The sequence below is a fragment of the Nocardia sp. NPDC056564 genome (assembly GCF_042793755.1).
GTDB lineage: Bacteria > Actinomycetota > Actinomycetes > Mycobacteriales > Mycobacteriaceae > Nocardia.
The window spans coordinates 14,061-35,711 of record NZ_JBHTUR010000039.1 but is presented as its reverse complement, the minus strand read 5'-3'; the positions used below and the strand labels follow the sequence as shown (position 1 = coordinate 35,711).

Sequence of the window (21,651 nt, the reverse complement as noted above, 5' to 3'; positions counted from 1 at the left end):
CCATTCCGAACCCGGAAGCTAAGCCTGCCAGCGCCGATGGTACTGCACTCGACAGGGTGTGGGAGAGTAGGACACCGCCGGAACATCCTTCACGATAGGGGACCCAGATTCTGGGTCCCCTATCGTCGTTTCAGCACCTCGAGTGCCGAAACGACGTCGCCGTGTCAGGCCCCCACCAAGACACGTGATTGAATTTGTGGGGCCCCGACCACTCTTGCGGACCTCAGAAAGGGATCACCGTGTCGGAACAGAACGACGACCGGAAGTCCTCCCCGCGCGGCGAGGGATCCGACCGCCCAGCTCAGGGCAGCGGTGGCACCGCAGGCGACTCCTCCAGGAACCGCCCCGACCGCGAAAGCGGCCAGCGCGGCGGCTTCAAACGAAGCAACAACACCGGCGATCGCAGCGGCTCCGGCGACTCCGCCGGCCGCGGATTCAACCAGCGCGGCGACTCCGCCCAGCGCGGTAACTCCGGCGACCGATCCGGCTCCGGCGACCGCGGTGGATACCAGCGCCGCGAGGGCTCCGGCCCTTCAGGCAGCTCCAGCCGTGGCGATTCGGACAGCCGTGGCGGCTTCAACCGCAGCGGTGGCTCCGGCGAGCGCGGCTTCAACCGTCGTGGCGACTCGAATGAACGCGGCGGCTTCAATCGCAGCGACTCCAGCGACCGCGGATCTAATCGTGGCAGCGACTCGGGTGATCGCAGCGGTTTCAACCGCAGCGGTGGTTCGAGTGATCGCAGCGGTTTCAACCGTGGTGGCGATTCGGGCAACCGGGGTGGCTTCAACCGCAGCGGTGATTCCAGCGATCGTGGCAGCTCTAACCGCGACAGCGGTTCCGGCGATCGAGGCGGCTTCAACCGCAGCGGTTCCGGAGATCGCGGATCCAATCGTGGCAACGACTCGGGTGACCGTAGCGGTTTCAATCGCGGTGGTTCGGCCGATCGCGGCGGATTCAATCGCAGCGGCGACTCCGGAAACCGTGGCGGTTTCAACCGCGGTGGCGATTCCAACGATCGCGGCAGCTCTAACCGGGACGGCGATCGCGGTGGCTATAACCGTGGTGGTTCCGGTGATCGTGGCGGATTCAACCGCGGTAGTGACTTGGGTGACCGCGGTGGTTTCAATCGCGGCGGTGGTTCCGGTGATCGTGGCGGCTTCAATCGCGGTGGCGACTCCGGTGGGCGCAGCGATTCCGGCCAGCGTGGTGGTTCCAGTGACCGGGGCGGTTTCAACCGTGGCAGTGACTCTGGGGACCGTGGCGGTTTCAACCGTGGCGGTGGCTCTGGTGATCGTGGCGGTTTCAATCGCAGTGGTTCGGGCGATCGTGGCGGTTTCAACCGTGGCGGAGACTCCGGCGGGCGCAGCGATTCCGGTGACCGTGGTGGTTTCAATCGTGGCGGTGGCTCCGGTGGTCGGAGTGATTCGGGTGATCGCGGCGGGTTCAAGCGGGGTGGTGATTCCGGTGGCCGTGGGTTCGACCGCAGCGATTCGCGGGGCAACGGCCCTGATGATCGGCGGCGCGGGGGCGAAGGTGCGCGCACCGGCGCTGGCGGCGATCGCTCGCAGGATCGGCGGCCGCCGCGTCCCGAGGAGCCCGATCTTCCCGATGACGTGCAGCCGGCCGACTTGGATCCGGCGGTCCGCCGCGACCTGCTGAGTCTGGACAAGTCCAACGCGGAGGCCGTGGCCCGTCACCTCGTGATGGCCGCCAAGCTGATCGAGGACGACCCACGCCTGGCCCTGGCACACGCGCGTGCCGCCCGGCAACGCGCGGGCCGCATTGCCGTCGTCCGCGAAACCGCAGGCGTCACCGCCTATCACGCGGGCGAATGGGCCGAGGCCCTCTCCGAACTGCGCACCGCCCGCCGGATGTCCGGCGGGTCCGGCCTGCTCGCCGTCATGGCCGACTGCGAACGCGGCCTCGGCCGTCCCGAACGCGCCATCGAGTTGGGCCGCAGCGACGAGGCCCGTGCCCTCACCGGCGACGAGGCCACCGAACTGCGCATCGTCGTCGCCGGCGCCCGCATGGACCTCGGCGAATACGACCAAGCCGTGGTCACCCTGCAAACGTCGGAACTCGACCCCTCGCGCACCGGCTCCGCCGCCGCCCGCCTCTTCTACGCCTACGCCGACGCCCTCGTCGCCGCCGGTCGCACCCAAGAGGGCCTCACCTGGTTCCTCAACGCGGCCTCCGCCGACCTCGACGGCGAAACCGACGCAGAAGAGCGCGCCGAAGAACTGACCGGCGGCCCCCAACCCACCGACGACCTCGAACTGTAGCCCGACACGCGCCCTCGCCGACCCCGGTCGGCGAGCCCACCGCCTACCCGCGCGCTGCCGAACTCCGCTCCGAGCCCAGTCGTTCAACCGAACGGCACGGCAGCGAAATCTTTGTCTAGCAGGCATTTTGGGGACGCGGCGTGTACTCGTAAGTCTTTGCTGCGCCGGCCTCGTCTGGTGCCGCCGCGCAGGGGCTTATCGTCAGTGAGGCGACTTCGAAGGATGCGCCGAGAAGCCCACGGCCATCTCCCGAACACCGCCGCGACAGTCCGCCTGACACCCCCACCTCGGTCGGCGAACGAGCCATCACGCTGTGCCCCGCCAAACCACCTGGCCCCCTCATCGAACCTGGCCCCGATGAGCCCAAACCAGCACCTCCCCGCCACCACGTCCCACACAGCAACCCGCACCCCGTCGAACGGGACATGAGGGTGCCAAAACCGGCGTGTCATCGTCACTATGTCCCGTTCGGTGAACTGCTTGGCACTGAACGGGACGTGGGTGAGTGCGATGTGGAGGCCGTGCGATCGACCGGGTGCCTGATGGACCTCGCTGGGAATGGAGCTGCCGAGCGGGACATAGTGTTTCCGGTTGGCGGGACCCGCGCCACCACGTGCCTAAGACGCACATCTGACAAACGCATGCGTGTTGGGGCGGCAAGTCTGTGTGCGGGAGGTCAGAAGGTTTGCGGCTGTTGGCTATTGGGGTGAGGTGTGATTACAGCTGCACGTCGAGTTGGGGGTCGAGCGCATGCTCGGGTTACGGCTCATCCAGGTTCGTAGGCGGTCGTTGCGGGTCAGTTGCATGATGCTGGATCGCGAGGGCTCGAATGAAGTGTCCACTGGTCTTGACGTGCCAATTCAAGGGGTTATCCCGTTCAGTTCATGTGCCGCATATCGATTGGGGCGACCTGGCTTATCGGCGTCATTTCCGAGACCCCTGTCGGCAATGCCGACCACTGCGCGCACCCATGACTACCAGTGCGAAATCCGTCAAGCCCCCAAAAGCGGGCCGTCCAGTTCTTTGAATTGCGGGCTCGCTCAGCGGGATTCGTTGTGCCCGTTGAACTCTTCGGTGGAACGCACAACTAGCCTTGGGGGGACCACGTAGGGTTCTTGTGGCGCGAAATCGCCAGGGGTGTGCCGGCTTCGGCTGGTTGCCCGGGGTCGCGATGCGGGTCAGCGATACGTCACGGGACTGTCTGATTTCAAGGAGATGCAGGATGAGTAGTGTTCGGGCCACTGTATTCGTCGGCTTGGCCGCCGCGGCGCTGACCGCGATGGGCGCCGCCTCGGCCGGCGCGGAGCCGACCAACTACGGCCAGGAGGCCAAGAAGGCCTGCGAGCAGGCCGGCCTCGAGTACACCGAAAGCATCAACCTCCCTGGTGGTGTGAGCGCGAAGGCCACCTGCCACAAGGCCGGCGAGGATGTCGTCCAGTTCGTCCCGATGCCGAAGGACACGGATTGCTCCGTCCCCGGCATCATGTCGCCGAAGTACGGCAAGGCCGACGGCGAAGGCAACTGCGTCACCAGCTGAGGCAAATCGAGCGGGACATGACCGCGGTAGATCGTGAGATACCGCACCGTCATGTCCCGCTCGTCGTTTCCATAGCCGCGGAACGCTGGATGTGGTTCGTTGCGGGATCGGTGCGTTGCGTTTCTTGTCGTCCGTCTGGCGTAGTGTTCGGATGTCTCGGACCGGCCGAGGGCGCCTCGGTGTGGTTCCGGATGTCCGGCGGATACGTAATTCGGCCCCGGCCGATCGGTGACACGGAGAGTGGTGTGGAGCGGCTACGAGATCGCTACGAGGCCTTGCTGCTGGATCTGGACGGCACCCTGTACCGCGGGCACGCGGTGATCGAGGGTGCGCCTGCGGCACTGGCCGACGACGGATCCGCGCAGCGGCTGATGTACGTCACGAACAACGCGAGCCGGGGACCGGAGACGGTCGCCGCGCATCTCACCGAACTCGGTTTCCGCGCGAGCACCGATGAGGTGGTGACGAGCGCCCAGGCGGCCGCCCGCCTGCTCGCCGAACGACTCGCCCCGGGCGCGGACGTGCTGATCATCGGCACCGACGACCTGGCCGCCGAGGTGACCGCGGTGGGCCTGCGCCCGATCCGCCGCTTCGACGACACCCCGCCCGCCGCTGTCGTACAAGGACATTCACCCCAAACCTGCTGGGCCGACCTCGCCGAAGCGGCCTATGCCCTGCGCGCGGACGCACTGTGGGTCGCCGCCAACACCGACAAGACCCTGCCGAACGAACGCGGCCTAGCTCCCGGCAACGGCTCGATGGTCGCCGCCCTGCGCGCCGCGTCCGAACGCGAGCCGATCGTCGCGGGCAAGCCCTACGCGCCCCTGCTCGAGGACGCGCTCGTGCGTGCCGGAACCCGCAGCGCCCTGGTCGTCGGCGACCGCCTGGACACCGACATCGAGGGCGCGAACACCGTCGGCCTGGAGTCCCTGCTGGTCCTGACCGGCGTCAGCACCCTCGACGAGCTGAAAGACGCGGCCGCCGAGTCCATCCCCACCTACGTCGCCGACTCCCTGGACGCGCTCAACCACCCGCCGATTCCCGCCGAATCGGACACCGACCCGAGCGACCTCGCCGCGCACCTGGCCGACCGGTTGCGGCGCAACCCGGGACGAGCCGTGACGGTACGCGCGTCCGGTTCGGAAATCCGATAGCGTTGACGCCACGATGACTACTCCCATGCCCCGCCCCACCGGCCCCGGTATGCCCGGCGCGAACGGACCCCGCCCGGGGCCGCCGCTGCCCGGTCAGCATCTGCCTGGCGGTCCAGGGCGTCCGGAGCCGGCCGATCCGGAGCGCATCCGCAGCGAGATCGACGGCCTGCTCACCGAACTCGCCACGCGTACCAGCTGGCCGGGCTCGTCGGCCGAGGGCGCCGAGTCGGGCACCGACATCACCCGCCGCGCGCGCATCCTGGAACAGGCGCACGACGTGCTCGTGCAGGCACTGGCCACGGTGGACAAGATCTGAGGTGGCCAGACGCGCGCGCGTGGACGCCGAACTGGTTCGCCGCGGATTGGCGAGATCGCGGGAACACGCGGTCGAGCTGATCGGCGCCGGTCGGGTCCTGATAGCTGGAACGGTCGCGGTGAAACCCGCGACCGCCGTCGAGGCGGGCACCCCGCTGCTGGTTCGTGAGCAGCCCGACGAGGTCTCCTGGGCCTCGCGGGGTGCGCACAAACTGCTAGGCGCACTGGCCGCCTTCGAGCCCGCGGGGCTTTCCGTCGCGGGCAAACGCTGCCTCGACGCGGGCGCCTCGACCGGTGGCTTCACCGATGTGCTGCTCTCGCGGGAGGCTCGCGAGGTGGTCGCGGTGGACGTCGGCTACGGCCAGCTCATCTGGCGGTTGCAGAACGACGACCGGGTCCGCGTCGTCGATCGCACCAACGTCCGTGGCATCACCCCCGAAACCATCGGCGGTACCGTCGAATTGGTCGTCGGCGACCTGTCCTTCATCTCCCTCGGCCTGGTGTTGCCCGCACTGGCCGCCTGCACCGCGCCGGGCGGCGACCTACTGCCGATGGTGAAACCGCAGTTCGAGGTTGGCAAGGACCGCGTCGGCACCGGTGGCGTGGTGCGCGATCCGGCGTTGCGCGCCGAGGCCGTTCGCGACGTCACCACCGCCGCCACGGCGCTCGGCCTGCGCACCGAGGCCGTAGTGGCGAGCCCGTTGCCGGGCCCGTCGGGCAATGTCGAATACTTCGTGTGGCTGCGCAAGGACGAGCAGCCGGAAGACGACGGTGAGCGAGTCGCCGCTCTCGTCGAGCGTGCGGTCGAGGAGGGTCCACAGTGAACGCGGCGATCAGGTCGGATGGCCGGGAGATCCTGCTGGTGGCGCATCCGGGCCGGGCGGAGATCATCGAGACCGCCCACCGGGTGGCGAAGATCTTCGCCGATGCGGGCATCTGCCTGCGGGTGCTGGCCGACGAGGCCGTCGATACCCGGTTCGAGGCCGCGGCGGGCGGTTACCCGGTGCGGGTGGTCGAGCACGGTCCGGACGCCGCGGTCGGCTGCGAGATGGTGCTGGTGCTCGGTGGTGACGGAACGTTCCTGCGCGCCGCCGAACTCGCCCGTCCGGCCGAGGTGCCGGTGCTGGGAATCAACCTGGGCCGCATCGGTTTTCTGACCGAAGCCGAAGCCGAGAACCTGGACGACGCACTGGCCCACGTGGTTCGCGGCGACTACCGCATCGAACAGCGGATGACCATCGACTTCACCGTGCGTGTCGATGACGAGGTCGTGCAGACCGGCTGGGCGCTGAACGAGGGCAGCATCGAAAACGCCTCCCGCACCGGCGTGTTGGAGCTGGTGCTGGAGGTGGACGGGCGGCCGGTGTCGTCGTTCGGCTGCGACGGTATCCTGATCTCCACTCCGACCGGTTCGACCGCGTACGCGTTTTCCGCGGGCGGCCCGGTGGTGTGGCCGGAACTCGAAGCGCTGCTGGTGGTTCCGAGCAACGCGCACGCGCTGTTCGCGCGGCCGCTGGTGACCAGCCCGGCCTCGCGGATCGCGGTGGAATGCGTGGCCACCGGACACGATGCGATAGTTTTCCTGGATGGCAGGCGCAGCATCGACCTACCGCGCGGCGGTCGCCTGGAGGCGGTTCGCGGTGTGCAACCGGTGCGCTGGGTGCGGCTGGATTCCGCGCCGTTCGCGGACCGGATGGTGCGCAAGTTCCAATTGCCCGTGACCGGCTGGCGTGGCCGGCGGCGGACGGAGAGCATAGGGGGGACGGCAGCCGGCGGAGCCGGCGGGGAGGGTGAACTCGGTGCTGACAGAGATCAGGATTGATGGTCTTGGCGTCATATCGACGGCCACGGCGCAATTCCACGAGGGTCTCACGGTTCTCACGGGTGAGACCGGCGCGGGCAAGACCATGGTGGTCACCAGCCTGCACCTGCTGAGCGGTGCGCGGGCCGACCCGGGCCGGGTCCGGCTCGGCGCCGCGCGCGCGGTGGTGGAGGGCCGGTTCACCGTCGACGACGTGAACGACGCCGCCCGTGCCGAAGTGGCGCAGGTGCTGGAATCGGCTGCGGCCGAACAGGATGACGACGGCAGCATCATCGCCATCCGCACCGTCGGCAGCGACGGCCGCTCGCGCGCGCATCTCGGTGGTCGCGGCGTGCCCGCCTCGGTCCTGGCCGATTTCACCGCGTCGCTGCTGACCGTGCACGGCCAGAACGACCAGCTGCGGTTGCAGCGCCCCGAACAGCAGTTGTCCGCGCTCGACCAGTTCGCCGCCGACACCGTCGGTCCGCTGTTGCGCAAATACACTGTGCAGCGCCGTGCTTGGCTGGACGCGCGCACCGAACTGCTCGAACGCACCGCGCGCAGTAGGGAATTGGCGCAGGAGGCGGACCGGCTCCAGCATTCGCTGGCCGAAATCGACGCCATCGCACCGGAACCCGGCGAGGACGTGCGCATCGTCGACGAGGTGCGCAGGCTCAGCGATCTCGATTCGCTGCGCGAGGGCGCGACGACCGCGCACGACGCGCTCGCCGGTCCTGTGGATTCGCCCGAAGAGGGTTCCGGCGCACTGGAATTGCTCGGTGCCGCGCTCGCGCGCATCGACGCGGCCGACGATCCGGCGCTGGCCGCGCTCGGACCTCGGCTCGGTGAGGCGATCGCGGTGGTGGTCGACCTGACCACCGAGCTCAGCGGTTATCTGTCGGATCTGCCGTCGGATCCCGGTGCGCTCGACTCGCTGCTCACCCGCCAGGCCGAGCTCAAGTCTCTGACCCGCAAGTACGCGCCCGATATCGACGGTGTGATCGCGTGGGCCGACGATGCGCGCGCGAAGCTCGGTTCGCTCGACGTGTCCGAGGAGACCCTGGCGGCGTTGGCGGCCGAGGTCGATATCGCGGCCGAGCGGGTTCGGGAGGCGGCACGCAAGTTGAGTGCCGCGCGCAAGAAGGCGGCGGGCAAGCTGGGGTCCGCGGTGAGCGCCGAATTGGGCGGACTCGCCATGGGGAAGGCCAAGCTCGAGGTCGAGGTCCGGCCGATGCCCGCGAGCCCGCAGGACTCCGCGCCGCTGACCGTCGACGGGAAAGAAGTGCACGCCGGGTCGTCCGGCATCGACGAGGTGGAGTTCCGGTTGTCCGCGCACTCCGGTGCGCAGTCGCTGCCGTTGAGCAAGAGCGCGTCCGGTGGTGAGCTGTCTCGGGTGATGCTCGCCCTCGAGGTCGTGCTGGCCAGTTCCGATCACGGCGCGACCATGGTGTTCGACGAGGTCGATGCCGGCGTCGGCGGCCGCGCCGCGGTCGAGATCGGCCGTAGGCTCGCCCGCCTCGCCCGCACCCACCAGGTCATCGTGGTCACCCACCTGCCCCAGGTCGCCGCCTTCGCCGACACCCACCTGGTGGTGGACAAGTCCGACGACGGCAAGGGCAAGGTGAACAGCGGCGTCCACGCCCTGACCAAGGACGAGCGCGTCATCGAACTAGCCCGCATGCTGGCCGGCTTGGACGACACCGAAACCGGCCGAGCCCACGCCGAAGAACTCCTCGACCTCGCCCGAGCCGAAAAGTCCGGCGCAACCGTCTAACCCCCAACCGCCCCGTTCGACGTCCACACGCGCGTCAGTGCGGCAAGTCTGGGTGCGGGAGATCAAAACGCGTGCGTCTAGTGGCGAACGCGCGCCCGGCATTCTGCCGCCGTCATGCGTGAAGCTGGTGCAGTTCTCGCTGCGCGACTGTTCAGCCTGTGGTCAAACACCACCGACTAGCACCCAGCCTTGGCGGCACTCGCGTCGAGCATTCCTGGGCGAGCCGTCCGCAGCCGCACACGTTTTGATATCCGCACGCGTGTCAGGGCGGCGAGTCTGTGTGCGGGAAGTCGAACGGTGTGCCGCTGCTGCGCACTCGCCACGGTTCCTATGCGGTCGATACGGGTGGAGCTGCTGGAGCCGCGGGGTCCGATTGTTCTGCGGCTGACCGGCAGCTCGGCCTTCGTGGCGCTCGTGTCGAGTCCTGGGCGAGTCGTCTGCAGCCCCATGCCTTTTGACATCCGCACGCGTGTTGGTGCGGCGAGTTGGGGTGCGGGAAGTCAGAAGGCGTGCGGCGGTTGTGGTGAACTCGCGCGTGGGCTGTTCTGGTTCTGCGGGCGCGCTTGTGCGGCGCTTGCGGCTGATATCGGCGGCTGGCGCACAGCATTCGCAGTGTTCACGCCGGGGAGCCGCGGCGAGTCGGTCGCAGCCATACCCCTTTTGACATCCGCACGCGTGTCGGCGCGGCGAGTTGGGTGCGGGAGGTCAGAAGGGGTGCGGCTGGGGTGTGGGTTAGCGGACGGCCTTCTGGGCTGCCTTGATGAATTGGGTGATCAGGTTTTTGAGGCCCAGTTCCAGGACCTTGGTGGGGACGGGGAGGGTGGGGTCGGATTCCATGGTGTAGGAGACCAGGGTGCCGTTGTCGGTGTCGGTGAAGGTGACGACGCCGATGTGGCGCTTTACCGGGGCGCCCTTGACGACCTTGTATTCCATTCGCTCGCCGGGAACCAGCTTGGTGATCTCCTCGGTGATGCCGACCGGGCCGACGCCGAGGAGGTGCTGGGCGCCGACTCCCTCGCGCTCGGTCAGCCCGGGCTTGGTCAGCTTGACGTTGATCGGGAGGTAGGGGCTGATGCTCTCGCGGTCGGCGAAGAGCCGGTACACCACATCACGCGGGGCGGCGATGACGGCGTCGACGGTCGTGCTGGCCATGGGGTCTCCTCTTCGAGTTACCTGTGACGGGCAGCATATAGGTATTACCTTGGCGTCCCGTGTGTCGATGTAACCGGTGTCACAGACAGTTAACTCGATGCATCGAAGGCATGCGCCGTCAGTCGCGTTCTTGGCCGAGGCTGATGCCGCGGGTGGCGAGCCAGGGGAGTGGGTCGATGCGGTCGGTGCCGTTGAGCCAGACCTCGAAGTGGCAGTGCGGCCCGGTGGTTTCGCCGCGGTTGCCGACGGTGGCGATCTCGTCGCCGGCCATCACGTGCTGGCCGACGCTGACCAGCGAGGTGTTGATGTGGCCGTACACCGTGACCGTGCCGTCGTCCCCGAGCAACCGCACCCACATGCCGAACCCGGCGGCCGGCCCCGAACTGATCACCGTGCCGTCCTCGACCGCGACGATCGGGGTTCCGATGGGTGCGGCGACATCCACGCCCGGATGCAGTGCGCCCCAGCGCATTCCGTACCCAGAGGTGAAGGTGCCGGTGGTGAACTTCATGAACAGCGGACGCAGCTTCGCCTGCGCCTCCGCCGTCATCTCCTCGGCGACCTTGCTGCCGTTGCTCAGGATGTCGCTGAACTGACCGAGGTCGACCGGCCCCTCGTCGAGCAGGCCTGGCTCGGTGGCGGCCGGTTCCGTCGGCAGTGCCTGCGCCTGGCCGAGCGCCATCGGCGCCACATTCTCCACCGGCGCCTGCTCGGTGGTGGTGGTCATCAAGTTCTGCCCCGCCGCGACGAGCGCGCCGGCGGCGACCGCGACGATCGCCGCGCGACCCTTCAGCGAGGCGGGCGGCGGGGGCATGCGGTGCTTGCCACCACGGCGCTTGGATGGCGCTGGACGAGCGGCGGGCACCGACCGCGGATCCGCTACGGGCCGCTGGTCGGAACGCGTCCACCGGTCATCCGGCCCGTCCCCCTGATTCGCCGCGGCCCCCTGGTTCGTTGCGGCCCACTGACCCTCTGCGGTGGATTGGTCCCGGGCGGCGTATCGACCCCCGGCCGCCCCTTGACTCGCCGCGTTCCACTGATCCCCTACGACCCGCCGACCTCCTGCGGTGGATTGGTCCCGAGCGGCGTATTGATCCCCGGCAGCCCATTGATTCGCCGCGTTCCACTGGTCCCCTGCGTCCCCTTGAGTCCCGGCGGCCCACTGTTCCGCTGCGGCGGATTGTTCTCGAGCCTCCCGCGCGGCGTATCGATCCCCGGCGGCTCGCTGATCTCCAGCTGCCCACTGATCCGCTGCGGCCATCTGATCCGCTGCGGCCCACTGATTCGCCGCAGCCCACTGTTCCGCCGCGGCCCCTTGATTCGCCGCGTCCCACTGATCCCCAGGGGCCCCTTGATCTCCGGCGGCCCACTGTTCCTCGGCGGCGGATTGCTCTCGAGCCTCTCGCGCGGCGTATTGATCCGCGGCGGCTCGCTGATCTCCAGCTGCCCACTGAACCTCGGCTACCCACTGACCCCCTGTAGCCACCTGATCCGCCGCAGCCCACCGATCCGCCGCATTCCACTGATCCGCCGCATTCCACTGATCCGCCGCGGCCCCTTGGTCCGCCGCGGCCCACTGATCTTCAACTGCCCACTGGTCCTCGCTCGACCACGGCTCATCCAAATCAGGCCACGAGTCCGCCCACCCCGGCTGATAGCTATAACGTTGCTGTCGCTCGTCCGAATTGCGCGGATCTGCCCCGGATCGTCGCTCGGTACCGACCGGCCAGTGCCTGCTCATCGCGCTGACCACATTTGCCGCATTTGTCCAGAAGCTGCACATATCGGAGAAATGTCTGGTCTTCGGCGCAAAAGCCCGGTCTCCCTGGCTATTTCGAGGCACATCACGCAGTCGTCCTTCGTCACGTCACGTCGAGTTGTCGTCGGGGCTGGTCGACGGTAACGAAACGATAGCGGTCTTGCTCGTTAGGCGCGCGAAGTAACCCGTCCATGTGACTGGCACCACATGATCTCCGTTGATGTAGCCGCCCCATCCGCCACTGTGTCGGTGCCGAATACCGAACGGTGCGTCTGGATCGGCCAGTGCGCTCCGCGTTCTGGAAATCGCGATCAATCAGGAGAGGAACGGGCTAATGGACTTCGTATCGGTATGGCGTGCTGGTGAAGTCGGCGTCGCCACTGCGCTCGTGGTCGCGGGCATGTCGTGCGTGATGCCCACGGCCGCAGCGGAGCCTTCGGCATATCTCACTGATCGAATTCAGGTATGCAAAGACGAAGGCTACAACGCGATGGCCGGTTGGATCGGCGGCAAGAACGGACGAGAGACCACGACGAACAAGTACGGAAAAGGTAAGAGCTTCGGCTCGACGTCCTCGATGCGGGCCGGCGACTGCATCAAGACCGGCCAGCATGTGGAAGGTGGGTTCACCCCGTCCAGGGACGGTTCGGTCTGGGTGGCCGGGGGTGGGCACCACCAGTACTTCTACCAGGCCATGTCGCCGGAGGGCGGCGATCTCGGGTACTGGGTCCGGGGCGGGGAATTCCAATGGCTGAGCAACTGGCCTGGAAAATAGCGACGGGTAGTTCGTGCGCCGGTTCGATTCGCCGGCGAGCGTGAGGCGGGATTTCGCTTGGCCGGAGAAGGTCGAGAAGTAGTGCCATCCTTGGCCTTCTACCGGATAGGACCATCCCGGAAGTCGCCCCTGCAACGAGTTCTTCCGCGTGTCGTAAGTCGTGTCACTGTTATCACAGTGACGTATGTGGTAGGTGGTTCGGCGCGCCTCCACCAAAGGTTGAGGGTTTGGGGGGAGCATCGGGGCCATGAAGATGCTGGCGTTGTTGTCGAGGAACACCGAAACGCTGCCCGGCCTCTCCGGGATAGCCCGGGTGGATCGCAACACCCGGCGTCTGCTGAAACGGGTCGGACCAGGCGATGTCGTCGTGCTCGACGAGATGGACCTGGACCGGCTCACCGCCGACCGGCTGGTCGAGGCGGGGGTGGTCGCGGTGATCAACACTTCGCCGTCGATCTCCGGCCGCTATCCCAACCTGGGTCCGGAAGTGCTGGTGGCGAACAACATTCTGCTGCTGGACACGGTGAGCTCGGACGCGTTCAGCAAGATCAAGGACGGCATCAAGGTCCGCATCGACGAGGGCGTCGTCTACGCCGACAAGGTGATCAAGAAGGAACCCGAGGTCCTGGTCAAGGGCATCGAGCTGACCGATTCCGACATCGCCGAGCGGATGATCGAGGCGCGCAACGGCCTCGCCGATCATCTGGAGGCGTTCGCCGGCAACACCATCGAGTTCATCCGCACCGAGAGCGCGCTGCTGATCGACGGCATCGGCGTGCCGGAGCTGGAACTATCGATGAAGCACCGGCACGTGATCGTCGTCGCCGACGGACCGGATCACGCCGAGGACCTGAAGCGGCTCAAGCCGTTCATCAAGGAGTACGTGCCGATCATGGTCGGCGTCGGCCGCGGCGCGGACACCCTGATGAAGCAGGGCTACCGCCCCGACCTGATCGTCGGCGACCCGGACGAGATCACCTCCGCCACCTTGAAATGCGGCGCCGAGGTGATCCTGCCCGCCGACACCGACGGGCACGCGAAGGGCCTGGAACGCATCCAGGACCTCGGCATCGGCGCGACCACCTTCCCGTCCACCGGCGCGCCCGCCGACCTGGCGCTGCTGCTGGCGCACCACCACGGCGCGTCGCTGATCGTCACCGCGGGCGCGGCCGCCACCCTCGACGACTTCTTCGATCGCAGCCGCCGCGAGAGCAACCCGGCGACCTTCCTCACCCGGCTCAAGCTCGGCACCAAGCTGATGGACGCGAAGGCGGTGGCCACGCTGTACCGCAATCGGGTGTCCGGCATCGGCATCGCGCTGGTGGTGCTGGCCGCGCTGATCGCGGTGATCGTGGTGCTGCTCGCCTCCAACACCGGCACCGACGCCATCGCCTGGGCCACCGACACCTGGGACCGGTTCGCGCTGTGGGCGCAGGGCCTGGTCGGTGCGGGCGACAAATGACCAAGGGAGAACGATGATCTCGTTACGCCAGCACGCCGTCTCGATCGTGGCGATCTTCCTGGCCCTCGCCATCGGCGTGGTGCTCGGCTCGCAGACGCTGGCCGCGGATCTGCTGTCGGGATTGCGTGCGGACAAGTCGGATCTGCGTCAGCAGGTCGACACCGTCTCCGACCAGAACCGCAGGCTCACCGATCAGCTGAACTCGGCCGACCGATTCATCGCCGGTAATGCGGGCCGGATCCTCGGCGGCACCCTGGCCGATCGCAGCGTCGCGGTGTTCACCACCCCGGACGCCGATCCCGCCGACATCGAGGGCGTGACCAAGTCGCTGGAGACCTCCGGCGCCGCCATCACCGGCCGGATCTCGCTCACCGACGCGTTCGTCGACGCCACCGAGGGCGATCGGATGCGCACCGCGGTCACCAACCTGATCCCGGCCGGCGTCCAATTGCGCACCGGCGCAGTCGATCAGGGCAGCCTGGCCGGCGACCTGCTCGGCACCGTCATGCTGGTCGATCCGGCCAACGGGCAAACCCGCGGCACCGCACAGGAACTCGGCCTCGTGCTGGAGACTCTGCGCGGCGGCGGCTTCCTCGCCTACGGCGACACCCCGGTGCGCCCGGCCCAGTCCGCGATCGTGATCACCGGCAACGGCGCGAAGTCCGGCGAGAACAGCCAGGGCGCGAACATCGCCCGCTTCGCCGGCGCGCTGCGCGGTCGCGGCGCGGGCGTCGTGCTCGCCGGGCGTTCCGGCGCGGCGGAGAACCCTGGCCCGCTCGCCGTCGTCCGCTCCGACGGCCCGCTCGCCACCTCGGTCAGCACCGTCGACAACCTGGACCGGGAAATCGGCCGCGTCACCACCGTGCTCGCGCTGAGCGAGCAGCTGAACGGCGGCACCGGCCGATACGGCACCGGCGAGAAGGCGACCTCGCTCACATTGGCATCGGCACCGCGCTAGAAACCGTTCCGGCCAACTGACAGCAAACGTGCGTGGCGTTAGAACTGGACGCCTGATCCGTGTTACCGTGAAGACCCGTGGGTCATACACGGAATCAGGCGCGAACGGCCACGAAGCACATCTTCGTCAGCGGTGGAGTCGCCTCCTCATTGGGTAAAGGTCTTACCGCCTCCAGCCTCGGTCAGCTGTTGACGGCGCGTGGACTGCGCGTCACGATGCAGAAACTCGACCCTTATCTGAACGTCGATCCCGGCACGATGAACCCCTTCCAGCATGGAGAGGTCTTCGTGACGGAGGACGGGGCCGAGACCGATCTGGATGTCGGTCACTACGAGCGGTTCCTGGACAGGGACCTGACCCGGGACGCGAATGTCACGACCGGGCAAATCTATTCGACAGTCATCGCCAAGGAACGTCGCGGCGAGTACCTCGGCGACACGGTGCAGGTCATCCCGCACATCACCGACGAGATCAAGAGCCGGGTGCTCGCCATGAGCGCGCCGGACGCCGACGATCAGACCCCCGACGTGGTCATCACCGAGATCGGCGGCACCGTCGGCGACATCGAGTCGCAGCCGTTCCTCGAGGCGGCTCGGCAGATCCGTCACGACGTCGGCCGGGACAACGTGTTCTTCCTGCACGTCTCGCTGGTGCCCTACCTCGCCCCCTCGGGCGAGCTCAAGACCAAGCCGACCCAGCACTCGGTCGCGGCGCTGCGCAACATCGGCATCCAGCCGGACGCGCTGATCCTGCGCTGCGATCGCGAGGTGCCGCAGGCGCTGAAGAGCAAGATCGCGCTGATGTGCGACGTCGACGTGGACGCCTGCATCTCCACCCCGGACGCGCCGTCGATCTACGACATCCCGCGCGTGTTGCATCGCGAGGGCCTCGACGCCTACGTGGTGCGCAAGCTCGGGCTGCCGTTCCGCGACGTGGACTGGACCGTGTGGGGCGACCTGCTCGACCGGGTGCACTCGCCGCGCGAGACGGTCGAGGTCGCGCTGGTCGGCAAGTACGTCGACCTGCCCGACGCCTACCTGTCGGTCACCGAGGCGCTGCGCGCGGGCGGATTCGCCTCCCGCGCAAAGGTGCTCATCCGCTGGGTGCCGTCGGACGAGTGCGAGACCCCGGCCGGCGCGCAGGCCGCGCTGCGGGACGTGGACGCGGTGCTGATCCCCGGCGGCTTCGGCATCCGCGGCATCGAGGGCAAGGTCGGCGCCATTCGCTATGCCCGCGCCCGCGGCATTCCGCTGCTCGGACTGTGCCTCGGCCTGCAGTGCGTGGTCATCGAGGCGGCGCGTTCGGTCGGCCTGACCGAGGCCAACTCGGCCGAATTCGAGCCGGACACACCGCATCCGGTGATCTCCACGATGGCCGATCAGGAACAGGCCGTCGCCGGTGAGGCCGATCTGGGCGGCACCATGCGGCTCGGCGCGTACCCGGCCACCCTGGCGAAGGGCTCGGTCGTCGCGCAGGCCTACGGCAGCGAGCAGGTGTCCGAACGGCACCGGCACCGCTTCGAGGTGAACAACGCCTACCGCGACCGGATCGCCAAGAGCGGCCTGAAGTTCAGCGGCACCTCGCCCGACGGGCACCTGGTCGAGTTCGTCGAACTGCCCGCCGACGTGCACCCGTTCTTCGTCGCCACCCAGGCGCACCCGGAGCTGAAGAGCCGCCCGACCCGCCCGCACCCGCTGTTCGCGGCGCTCATCGCGGCGGCGCTGAAATACAAGCTCGCCGAGCGCCTTCCGGTGGACATCCCGGACGAGGAATTCGTGAGCGCGGCGGATCAGGCCTAAGGCGATGACGCAGGACGGTGGCAGCACCGAAAAGGGCAGCCACGATTTCGAGACCGTGTCCAGCGAGACCGTCTACAGCGGCGCCATCCTGGCGCTGCGGCTCGACCAGGTGCGCATGCCCGGCGGCAAGGTCGCCGAGCGTGAGGTGATCGAGCATCACGGCGCGGTGGCCGTCGCGGCGATCGATGACGACGACAACGTGGTGCTGATCAACCAGTACCGGCATCCGATCGGCAGGCGGCTGCTCGAGCTGCCGGCCGGCCTGCTCGACCTGCCCGGCGAGGACCCGCTCGTCGCCGCGCAACGCGAGCTGGCCGAGGAGACGGGGCTGGCCGCGCGGGAGTGGGCGGTGCTGGTGGATGTGGCGCTCTCGCCGGGCTTCACCGACGAGGCGCTGCGGGTCTACTGCGCCCGCGGGCTCTACGAAACCGACCAGCCGGAGCCGGAGAACGAGGAAGCCGACCTGGAGATCGTCCGGATGCCGGTCGATCAGGCGGTGCGCGCGGCGCTGGCCGGGGAGATCGTCAACGCGACCGCCGTGGCCGGTGTCCTCGCGCTGGCCGCTGCCCGGGCCGGTGATACCGAGCTACGTCCCGCGGACGCGCCGTGGCCCGGTCAGCCGACGGCGTTCCTGCGCCGCAAGGCCGCCGCGAAGTCGACGGACTGACGGGGACCGCCGGTGCTCGCGCGGGAATTGGACGCCTACCTCGACCATCTCGCGGTCGAGCGCGGCGCCGCGCGCAACACCCTCGGCGCGTACCGGCGTGATCTCGGCCGGTATCTCGACTTCCTGATCGGGCGCGGCATCACCGCGCTCGATCAGGTCGCCGAGGCCGATGTCGCCGAGTTCACCATGGCGCTGCGGGCCGGCGGCACCGAATTCCCGCCGCTGGCCGCCAGTTCGGTGGCGCGCGCGCTGATCGCGGTGCGCGGGCTGCACCGTTTCGCCGCGGCCGAGGGAATGACCACCACCGATGTCGCGCACGCGGTGAAACCGCCCGCGCCCGGCCGCAGGTTGCCCAAGGCACTGCCGTATGACCAGGTGCTGAAGCTGCTGGAGGCCGCGGGCGGCGGTTCGGTCAGCGATCCCGATGCCGCGCCGGGCACCGACGGCGGTCCGCGCGGGCTGCGCGATCGCGCGCTGCTGGAGTTGCTCTACTCCACGGGCGCAAGGATTTCCGAGATGGTCGGCCTCGACGTCGACGACATCGACACCGAGGAACGCGCCGTCGTGTTGCACGGCAAGGGCGGCAAGCAGCGCATGGTGCCGATCGGCCGACCGGCGCTCGCCTCGGTCGACGCGTATCTGGTGCGCGGGCGGCCGAAGCTCGCGGCGAGCGGAAAAGGCAACGCGGGTGCGCTGTTCCTGAACGCGCGCGGCGGTCGGCTGTCGCGTCAAAGCGCCTGGCAGGTGTTGCAGACCGCGGCCGAGCGCGCGGGCATCGGCGCCACCGTCTCGCCGCATACCTTGCGGCACTCGTTCGCCACGCACCTGCTCGACGGCGGCGCGGATGTCCGCGTGGTCCAAGAACTCCTGGGCCACGCCTCGGTAACCACCACCCAGATCTACACCCTGGTAACCGTCAACACCCTGCGCGAGGTCTGGGCCACCGCCCACCCCCGAGCCCGCTGAACCCTCGACAACCACCAGCCAGGCGAAGCTGAGCAACTGCTCGTACGCACTGGGACAGGCCGAACTCCCCCGGAAGAAACTGGACCTCAGTCCGGTTGATCTCACTGTCGAGGTGCGCGCCTCGATGTGTGCGACGCGAGGTGGGTTGAATGCCAAAGTCTTTCATCGTTCAGGAAGCCGAGGTCGAAGCGGTGGCGCTGCCCGGCGGCGGTTCCTTCCGGCTGCTCGAGGACAGCGAGAACTCCGAGGGCCTGTTCGGCGCGAACCGCCTCGTGCTCGCCGCGGGCGCGAATGGCACTCGGCCGCACCACCACACGCAGTCGACGGAGATCTTCTACGTCCTCGACGGCACCATGGAGTTTCTGGTGGACGGCGAATTGACTTCGGTGCGTAAGGGCGGGCTCGTCGTCGTCCCGCCCGGCATCGTGCACGCGTTCGGTGCGTCCGCCGCCGGCCCCGCGGAGTTCTTGGCCGTGCTGACGCCGGGTATCGTGCGGTTCGAATACTTCCGGCAGCTCGGCCGGATCGCCCGCGGGGAGGCGGAATGGGACAGCATGGACGAGTTGCACGACCGCTTCGACGTGCATTTCGACGGTGACCCGGAGTGGCGCTGAGCGATACACGGTAGCGTCGTGCTGTTCGAGGCACGGCGTGGTGCTGCGAACACGCCGCGCGCGTCGCGGCACTTGCACCCTCGCACGCGGTAGCGTCTATCGGGAGTCGGACCGTACGAAAGCGAGGGTCGGGCCTGATCGGCCTCGCTACGCTCGGCGAGGCAACGGGCAGGAACGTATAAGGAGCAGCGGATCGTGACATCAGCCGAAGCGGCAGAGCCGCCGATGGGTGCTGGGGCGGAGCCGCGCACGGGACAGCGCACGGGTCCGTACTCGGAAGCCGCGGCCGAAACCCTGTGGGGCACCGGAGCCGAACCAGTCCCGGAGGACGCGGCGCTCGGACCGACCGGACGCCCCCTGCGCCTCGTGCCGGACCCGCCACCGCTGGAACGCCACGGCGACGCCCTCATCGTCGCCATGTGCAACCAGAAGGGCGGCGTCGGCAAGACGACCTCCACCATCAACCTCGGCGCCTCGCTGGCCGAATACGGACGCAAGGTGCTGCTGGTCGATCTGGACCCGCAGGGCGCGCTGTCCGCCGGATTGGGTGTGGCGCACCATGATCTCGACCTCACGGTGCACGACCTGCTGGTCGGTTCGAAGGGGTCGATCGATGACGTGCTGATGCAGACGCGGGTCGAGAACATGGACCTGCTGCCCAGCAACATCGACCTGTCGGCCGCGGAGATCCAGCTGGTCAACGAGGTCGGCCGCGAGCATTCGCTCGGCCGCGCACTGCATTCCATCCGCGATCGGTACGACTACATCATCATCGACTGTCAGCCGTCGCTCGGTCTGCTCACCGTCAACGCGCTGGCCTGCGCCGATGGCGTGATCATTCCGATGGAGTGCGAATACTTCTCGCTGCGCGGGTTAGCGCTGCTGAACGACACCGTGGAGAAGGTGCGCGATCGGCTGAACCCGCGACTGAGCCTCTACGGCATCGTGGTCACCATGTTCGACGCGCGACTACTCCATTCGCGTCAGGTCATGGCCCGCGTCGTCGAGGTGTTCGGCGATCTGGTCTACGACGCCGCGATCTCGCGCACCGTCCGGTTCCCCGACGCCAGCGTGGCCGGCGAGCCGATCACCACGTGGGCGCCGAAATCCAGTGGCGCCGAAGCGTATCGGGCGATGGCGCGGGAAGTCATCCACCGGTCGGGCCGGTGATCGGCGGCACCGACGCCGCGCCATCCGCTACCACCCACTCGACCGGCCAAGGGGTCGCGCATAGCGACGACCACCCGTCGGGCGACCTCTTGGAGCGGGCCTCGGCGCGCACCGACGAACCGGCCACGCCGGACCTGGGCGAAGCACCCGACACCACCGTGCTCGATGATGTCGAGATGCCCGACCAGCCCGCGACCGCCGACTCCGACTTGCTGTCGGTGTCGATCGCGGACGACGCGGCTGGTGTGGCGGACGCCGGTGACACGGCGGTGGCGGGCGGGTCCGAGGAGGGGGCGGCGGATGCGAAGAAGTCTGGTTTTCATCTGCGGCTGAGTAACTTCCAGGGGCCGTTCGATCTGCTGCTGACCCTGATCAGTTCGCGCAAGCTGGACGTCACCGAGGTGGCGTTGCACCAGGTCACCGACGAATTCATCGCGTATACCAAGGCGTTGACCGCCGCGCTGTCCGAGGACGACGCGGCGGTTACCCTGCGCGCGGACAAGATCCTGGATCAGACCACCGAATTCCTGGTCGTCGCCGCCACCTTGCTCGACCTCAAGGCGGCGCGGCTGCTGCCTTCGGGGGAGATGACCGACGCCGAGGACCTCGAGCTGCTGGAGGCGCGCGACCTGCTGTTCGCGCGGCTGCTGCAATACCGGGCGTTCAAGCAGGTGGCCGAGTTGTTCGGCGAGCTGGAGGCCGTCGCGCTGCGGCGATACCCGCGTGCGGTCGGCCTGGAGGAGTGCTTCGCCGGCCTGCTGCCCGAGGTTACGCTGGGAGTAGACGCGCACGAGTTCGCCGCGATCGCCGCCGCGGCGTTCCGCCCGCGCCCTGTGCCCAGGGTCGGCCTCGACCACCTGCACTCGCACGCCATCTCGGTCGCCGAACAGGCCGCGCTCGTGCTCGAGCGGCTGAAGCTGGCGGGCAAGGGCGGCTGGACCACCTTCAGCCAACTGGTCGAGGACTGCGACGCCCCGATCGAGATCGTCGCCCGCTTCCTGGCCCTGCTCGAGCTCTACCGCGGCAAAACGATCGAGTTCGACCAGCCCGATCCGCTCGGCCAACTGTCCATCAGCTGGATCGGCGACGACGTCCCCGAAGCCGAGCAGAACCTGAACATCGAGGAGGACTACGGGTGAACGACTCCGTGGACGCGGAGGTCGCGGACGCCACCGACCTCCCGGCCGACACCCCCGAAACCGCCGGCCACTCCGCCGCGCCGACCTCGGGAGACGCCACCGCGCGCGAAACCGGTACCGCCGCGCCGGAGTCCGCCGATTCATCCGCAGCTGACAACACCGCTCGGACCGCGGCCGCCGCAACCCCGGCCTCCCGAGCCACAGCATCGAGCGGCCGGATTTCAGTCGTCGCGGACGCAACCGCGGCTGCTGCCCCCGCGACTGCAGACGCGGACACCGCAACCGCCGAATCGCACACTGCCACCGCGGTTGCCGGCAAGGCGACAT

General features: G+C 68.3%; 17 protein-coding genes and 1 pseudogene. 16 read left to right on the top strand and 2 right to left on the bottom strand.

The window, feature by feature from the left end; translation table 11 throughout:
* The first annotated feature begins 1,103 nt into the window (after positions 1–1,103).
* The 7 genes from ACFQ9K_RS44725 (at position 1,104) to recN (ending at position 8,863) form a co-directional block, all read left to right on the top strand.
* Positions 1,104–2,282: a hypothetical protein gene (locus ACFQ9K_RS44725; protein ID WP_378984556.1), complete on the top strand. Its 1,179-nt coding sequence runs from the start codon at positions 1,104–1,106 to the stop codon at positions 2,280–2,282.
* Positions 2,283–3,504: 1,222 nt separating this feature from the next.
* A complete protein-coding gene (locus tag ACFQ9K_RS44720; protein ID WP_378720906.1) occupies positions 3,505–3,819 on the top strand; it encodes a hypothetical protein in 315 nt (104 codons plus the stop codon).
* 245 nt (positions 3,820–4,064) lie between these two features.
* On the top strand, positions 4,065–4,973 hold the full coding sequence (locus ACFQ9K_RS44715; RefSeq protein WP_378720904.1) for an HAD-IIA family hydrolase: 909 nt from the start codon (positions 4,065–4,067) through the stop codon (positions 4,971–4,973).
* A 13-nt stretch (positions 4,974–4,986) separates the two neighbouring features.
* Entirely contained in the window at positions 4,987–5,289 is a 303-nt protein-coding gene (locus ACFQ9K_RS44710; RefSeq protein ID WP_378720903.1) for a hypothetical protein, read from the top strand.
* 1 nt (position 5,290) lies between these two features.
* Positions 5,291–6,112, top strand: a complete 822-nt coding sequence (locus ACFQ9K_RS44705; RefSeq protein ID WP_378720902.1) for a TlyA family RNA methyltransferase — start codon at positions 5,291–5,293, stop codon at positions 6,110–6,112.
* Complete coding sequence (locus tag ACFQ9K_RS44700) at positions 6,109–7,110, top strand: NAD kinase (RefSeq protein ID WP_378720901.1); 1,002 nt, start codon at positions 6,109–6,111, stop codon at positions 7,108–7,110. The genes ACFQ9K_RS44705 and ACFQ9K_RS44700 overlap by 4 nt, the downstream gene beginning before the upstream one ends.
* Positions 7,088–8,863: a DNA repair protein RecN gene (gene recN, locus ACFQ9K_RS44695; protein WP_378720900.1), complete on the top strand. Its 1,776-nt coding sequence runs from the start codon at positions 7,088–7,090 to the stop codon at positions 8,861–8,863. The genes ACFQ9K_RS44700 and recN overlap by 23 nt, the downstream gene beginning before the upstream one ends.
* Positions 8,864–9,595: 732 nt before the next feature.
* On the opposite strand, the gene ACFQ9K_RS44690 is transcribed toward recN, so the two are convergent.
* A complete protein-coding gene (locus tag ACFQ9K_RS44690) occupies positions 9,596–10,015 on the bottom strand; it encodes an SRPBCC family protein (protein ID WP_378720899.1) in 420 nt (139 codons plus the stop codon).
* 118 nt (positions 10,016–10,133) lie between these two features.
* Positions 10,134–10,862, bottom strand: a pseudogene (locus ACFQ9K_RS44685) (M23 family metallopeptidase); the annotation flags it as partial.
* A 1,402-nt stretch (positions 10,863–12,264) separates the two neighbouring features.
* On the opposite strand from ACFQ9K_RS44685, the gene ACFQ9K_RS44680 reads away from it, so the two are divergent.
* The 9 genes from ACFQ9K_RS44680 to ACFQ9K_RS44640 all read left to right on the top strand — a co-directional run bounded on the left by ACFQ9K_RS44680 (position 12,265) and on the right by ACFQ9K_RS44640 (position 21,324).
* On the top strand, positions 12,265–12,549 hold the full coding sequence (locus ACFQ9K_RS44680; protein WP_378984553.1) for a hypothetical protein: 285 nt from the start codon (positions 12,265–12,267) through the stop codon (positions 12,547–12,549).
* 247 nt (positions 12,550–12,796) lie between these two features.
* Positions 12,797–14,011, top strand: coding sequence for a putative cytokinetic ring protein SteA (steA, locus tag ACFQ9K_RS44675; protein ID WP_378720897.1), 1,215 nt, complete (start codon positions 12,797–12,799; stop codon positions 14,009–14,011).
* A gap of 13 nt (positions 14,012–14,024) precedes the next feature.
* The gene (locus ACFQ9K_RS44670) at positions 14,025–14,969 is read left to right on the top strand and encodes a copper transporter (protein WP_378720896.1); all 945 of its coding nucleotides are present in this window, start codon (positions 14,025–14,027) and stop codon (positions 14,967–14,969) included.
* 77 nt (positions 14,970–15,046) lie between these two features.
* Positions 15,047–16,768 carry a CTP synthase gene (locus ACFQ9K_RS44665; RefSeq protein ID WP_378720895.1) on the top strand — a complete coding sequence of 574 codons (1,722 nt, stop codon included), beginning with the start codon at positions 15,047–15,049 and terminating at the stop codon, positions 16,766–16,768.
* Between the two features lie 4 nt (positions 16,769–16,772).
* Positions 16,773–17,435, top strand: coding sequence for an NUDIX domain-containing protein (locus ACFQ9K_RS44660; RefSeq protein ID WP_378720894.1), 663 nt, complete (start codon positions 16,773–16,775; stop codon positions 17,433–17,435).
* Between the two features lie 12 nt (positions 17,436–17,447).
* A complete protein-coding gene (gene xerD / locus ACFQ9K_RS44655; protein WP_378720892.1) occupies positions 17,448–18,401 on the top strand; it encodes a site-specific tyrosine recombinase XerD in 954 nt (317 codons plus the stop codon).
* 149 nt (positions 18,402–18,550) lie between these two features.
* Positions 18,551–19,015: a cupin domain-containing protein gene (locus ACFQ9K_RS44650; RefSeq protein ID WP_378720891.1), complete on the top strand. Its 465-nt coding sequence runs from the start codon at positions 18,551–18,553 to the stop codon at positions 19,013–19,015.
* A gap of 225 nt (positions 19,016–19,240) precedes the next feature.
* The gene (locus ACFQ9K_RS44645; RefSeq protein WP_150408303.1) at positions 19,241–20,185 is read left to right on the top strand and encodes a ParA family protein; all 945 of its coding nucleotides are present in this window, start codon (positions 19,241–19,243) and stop codon (positions 20,183–20,185) included.
* A 176-nt stretch (positions 20,186–20,361) separates the two neighbouring features.
* On the top strand, positions 20,362–21,324 hold the full coding sequence (locus ACFQ9K_RS44640) for a segregation and condensation protein A (RefSeq protein ID WP_378720910.1): 963 nt from the start codon (positions 20,362–20,364) through the stop codon (positions 21,322–21,324).
* Positions 21,325–21,651 lie beyond the last annotated feature (327 nt).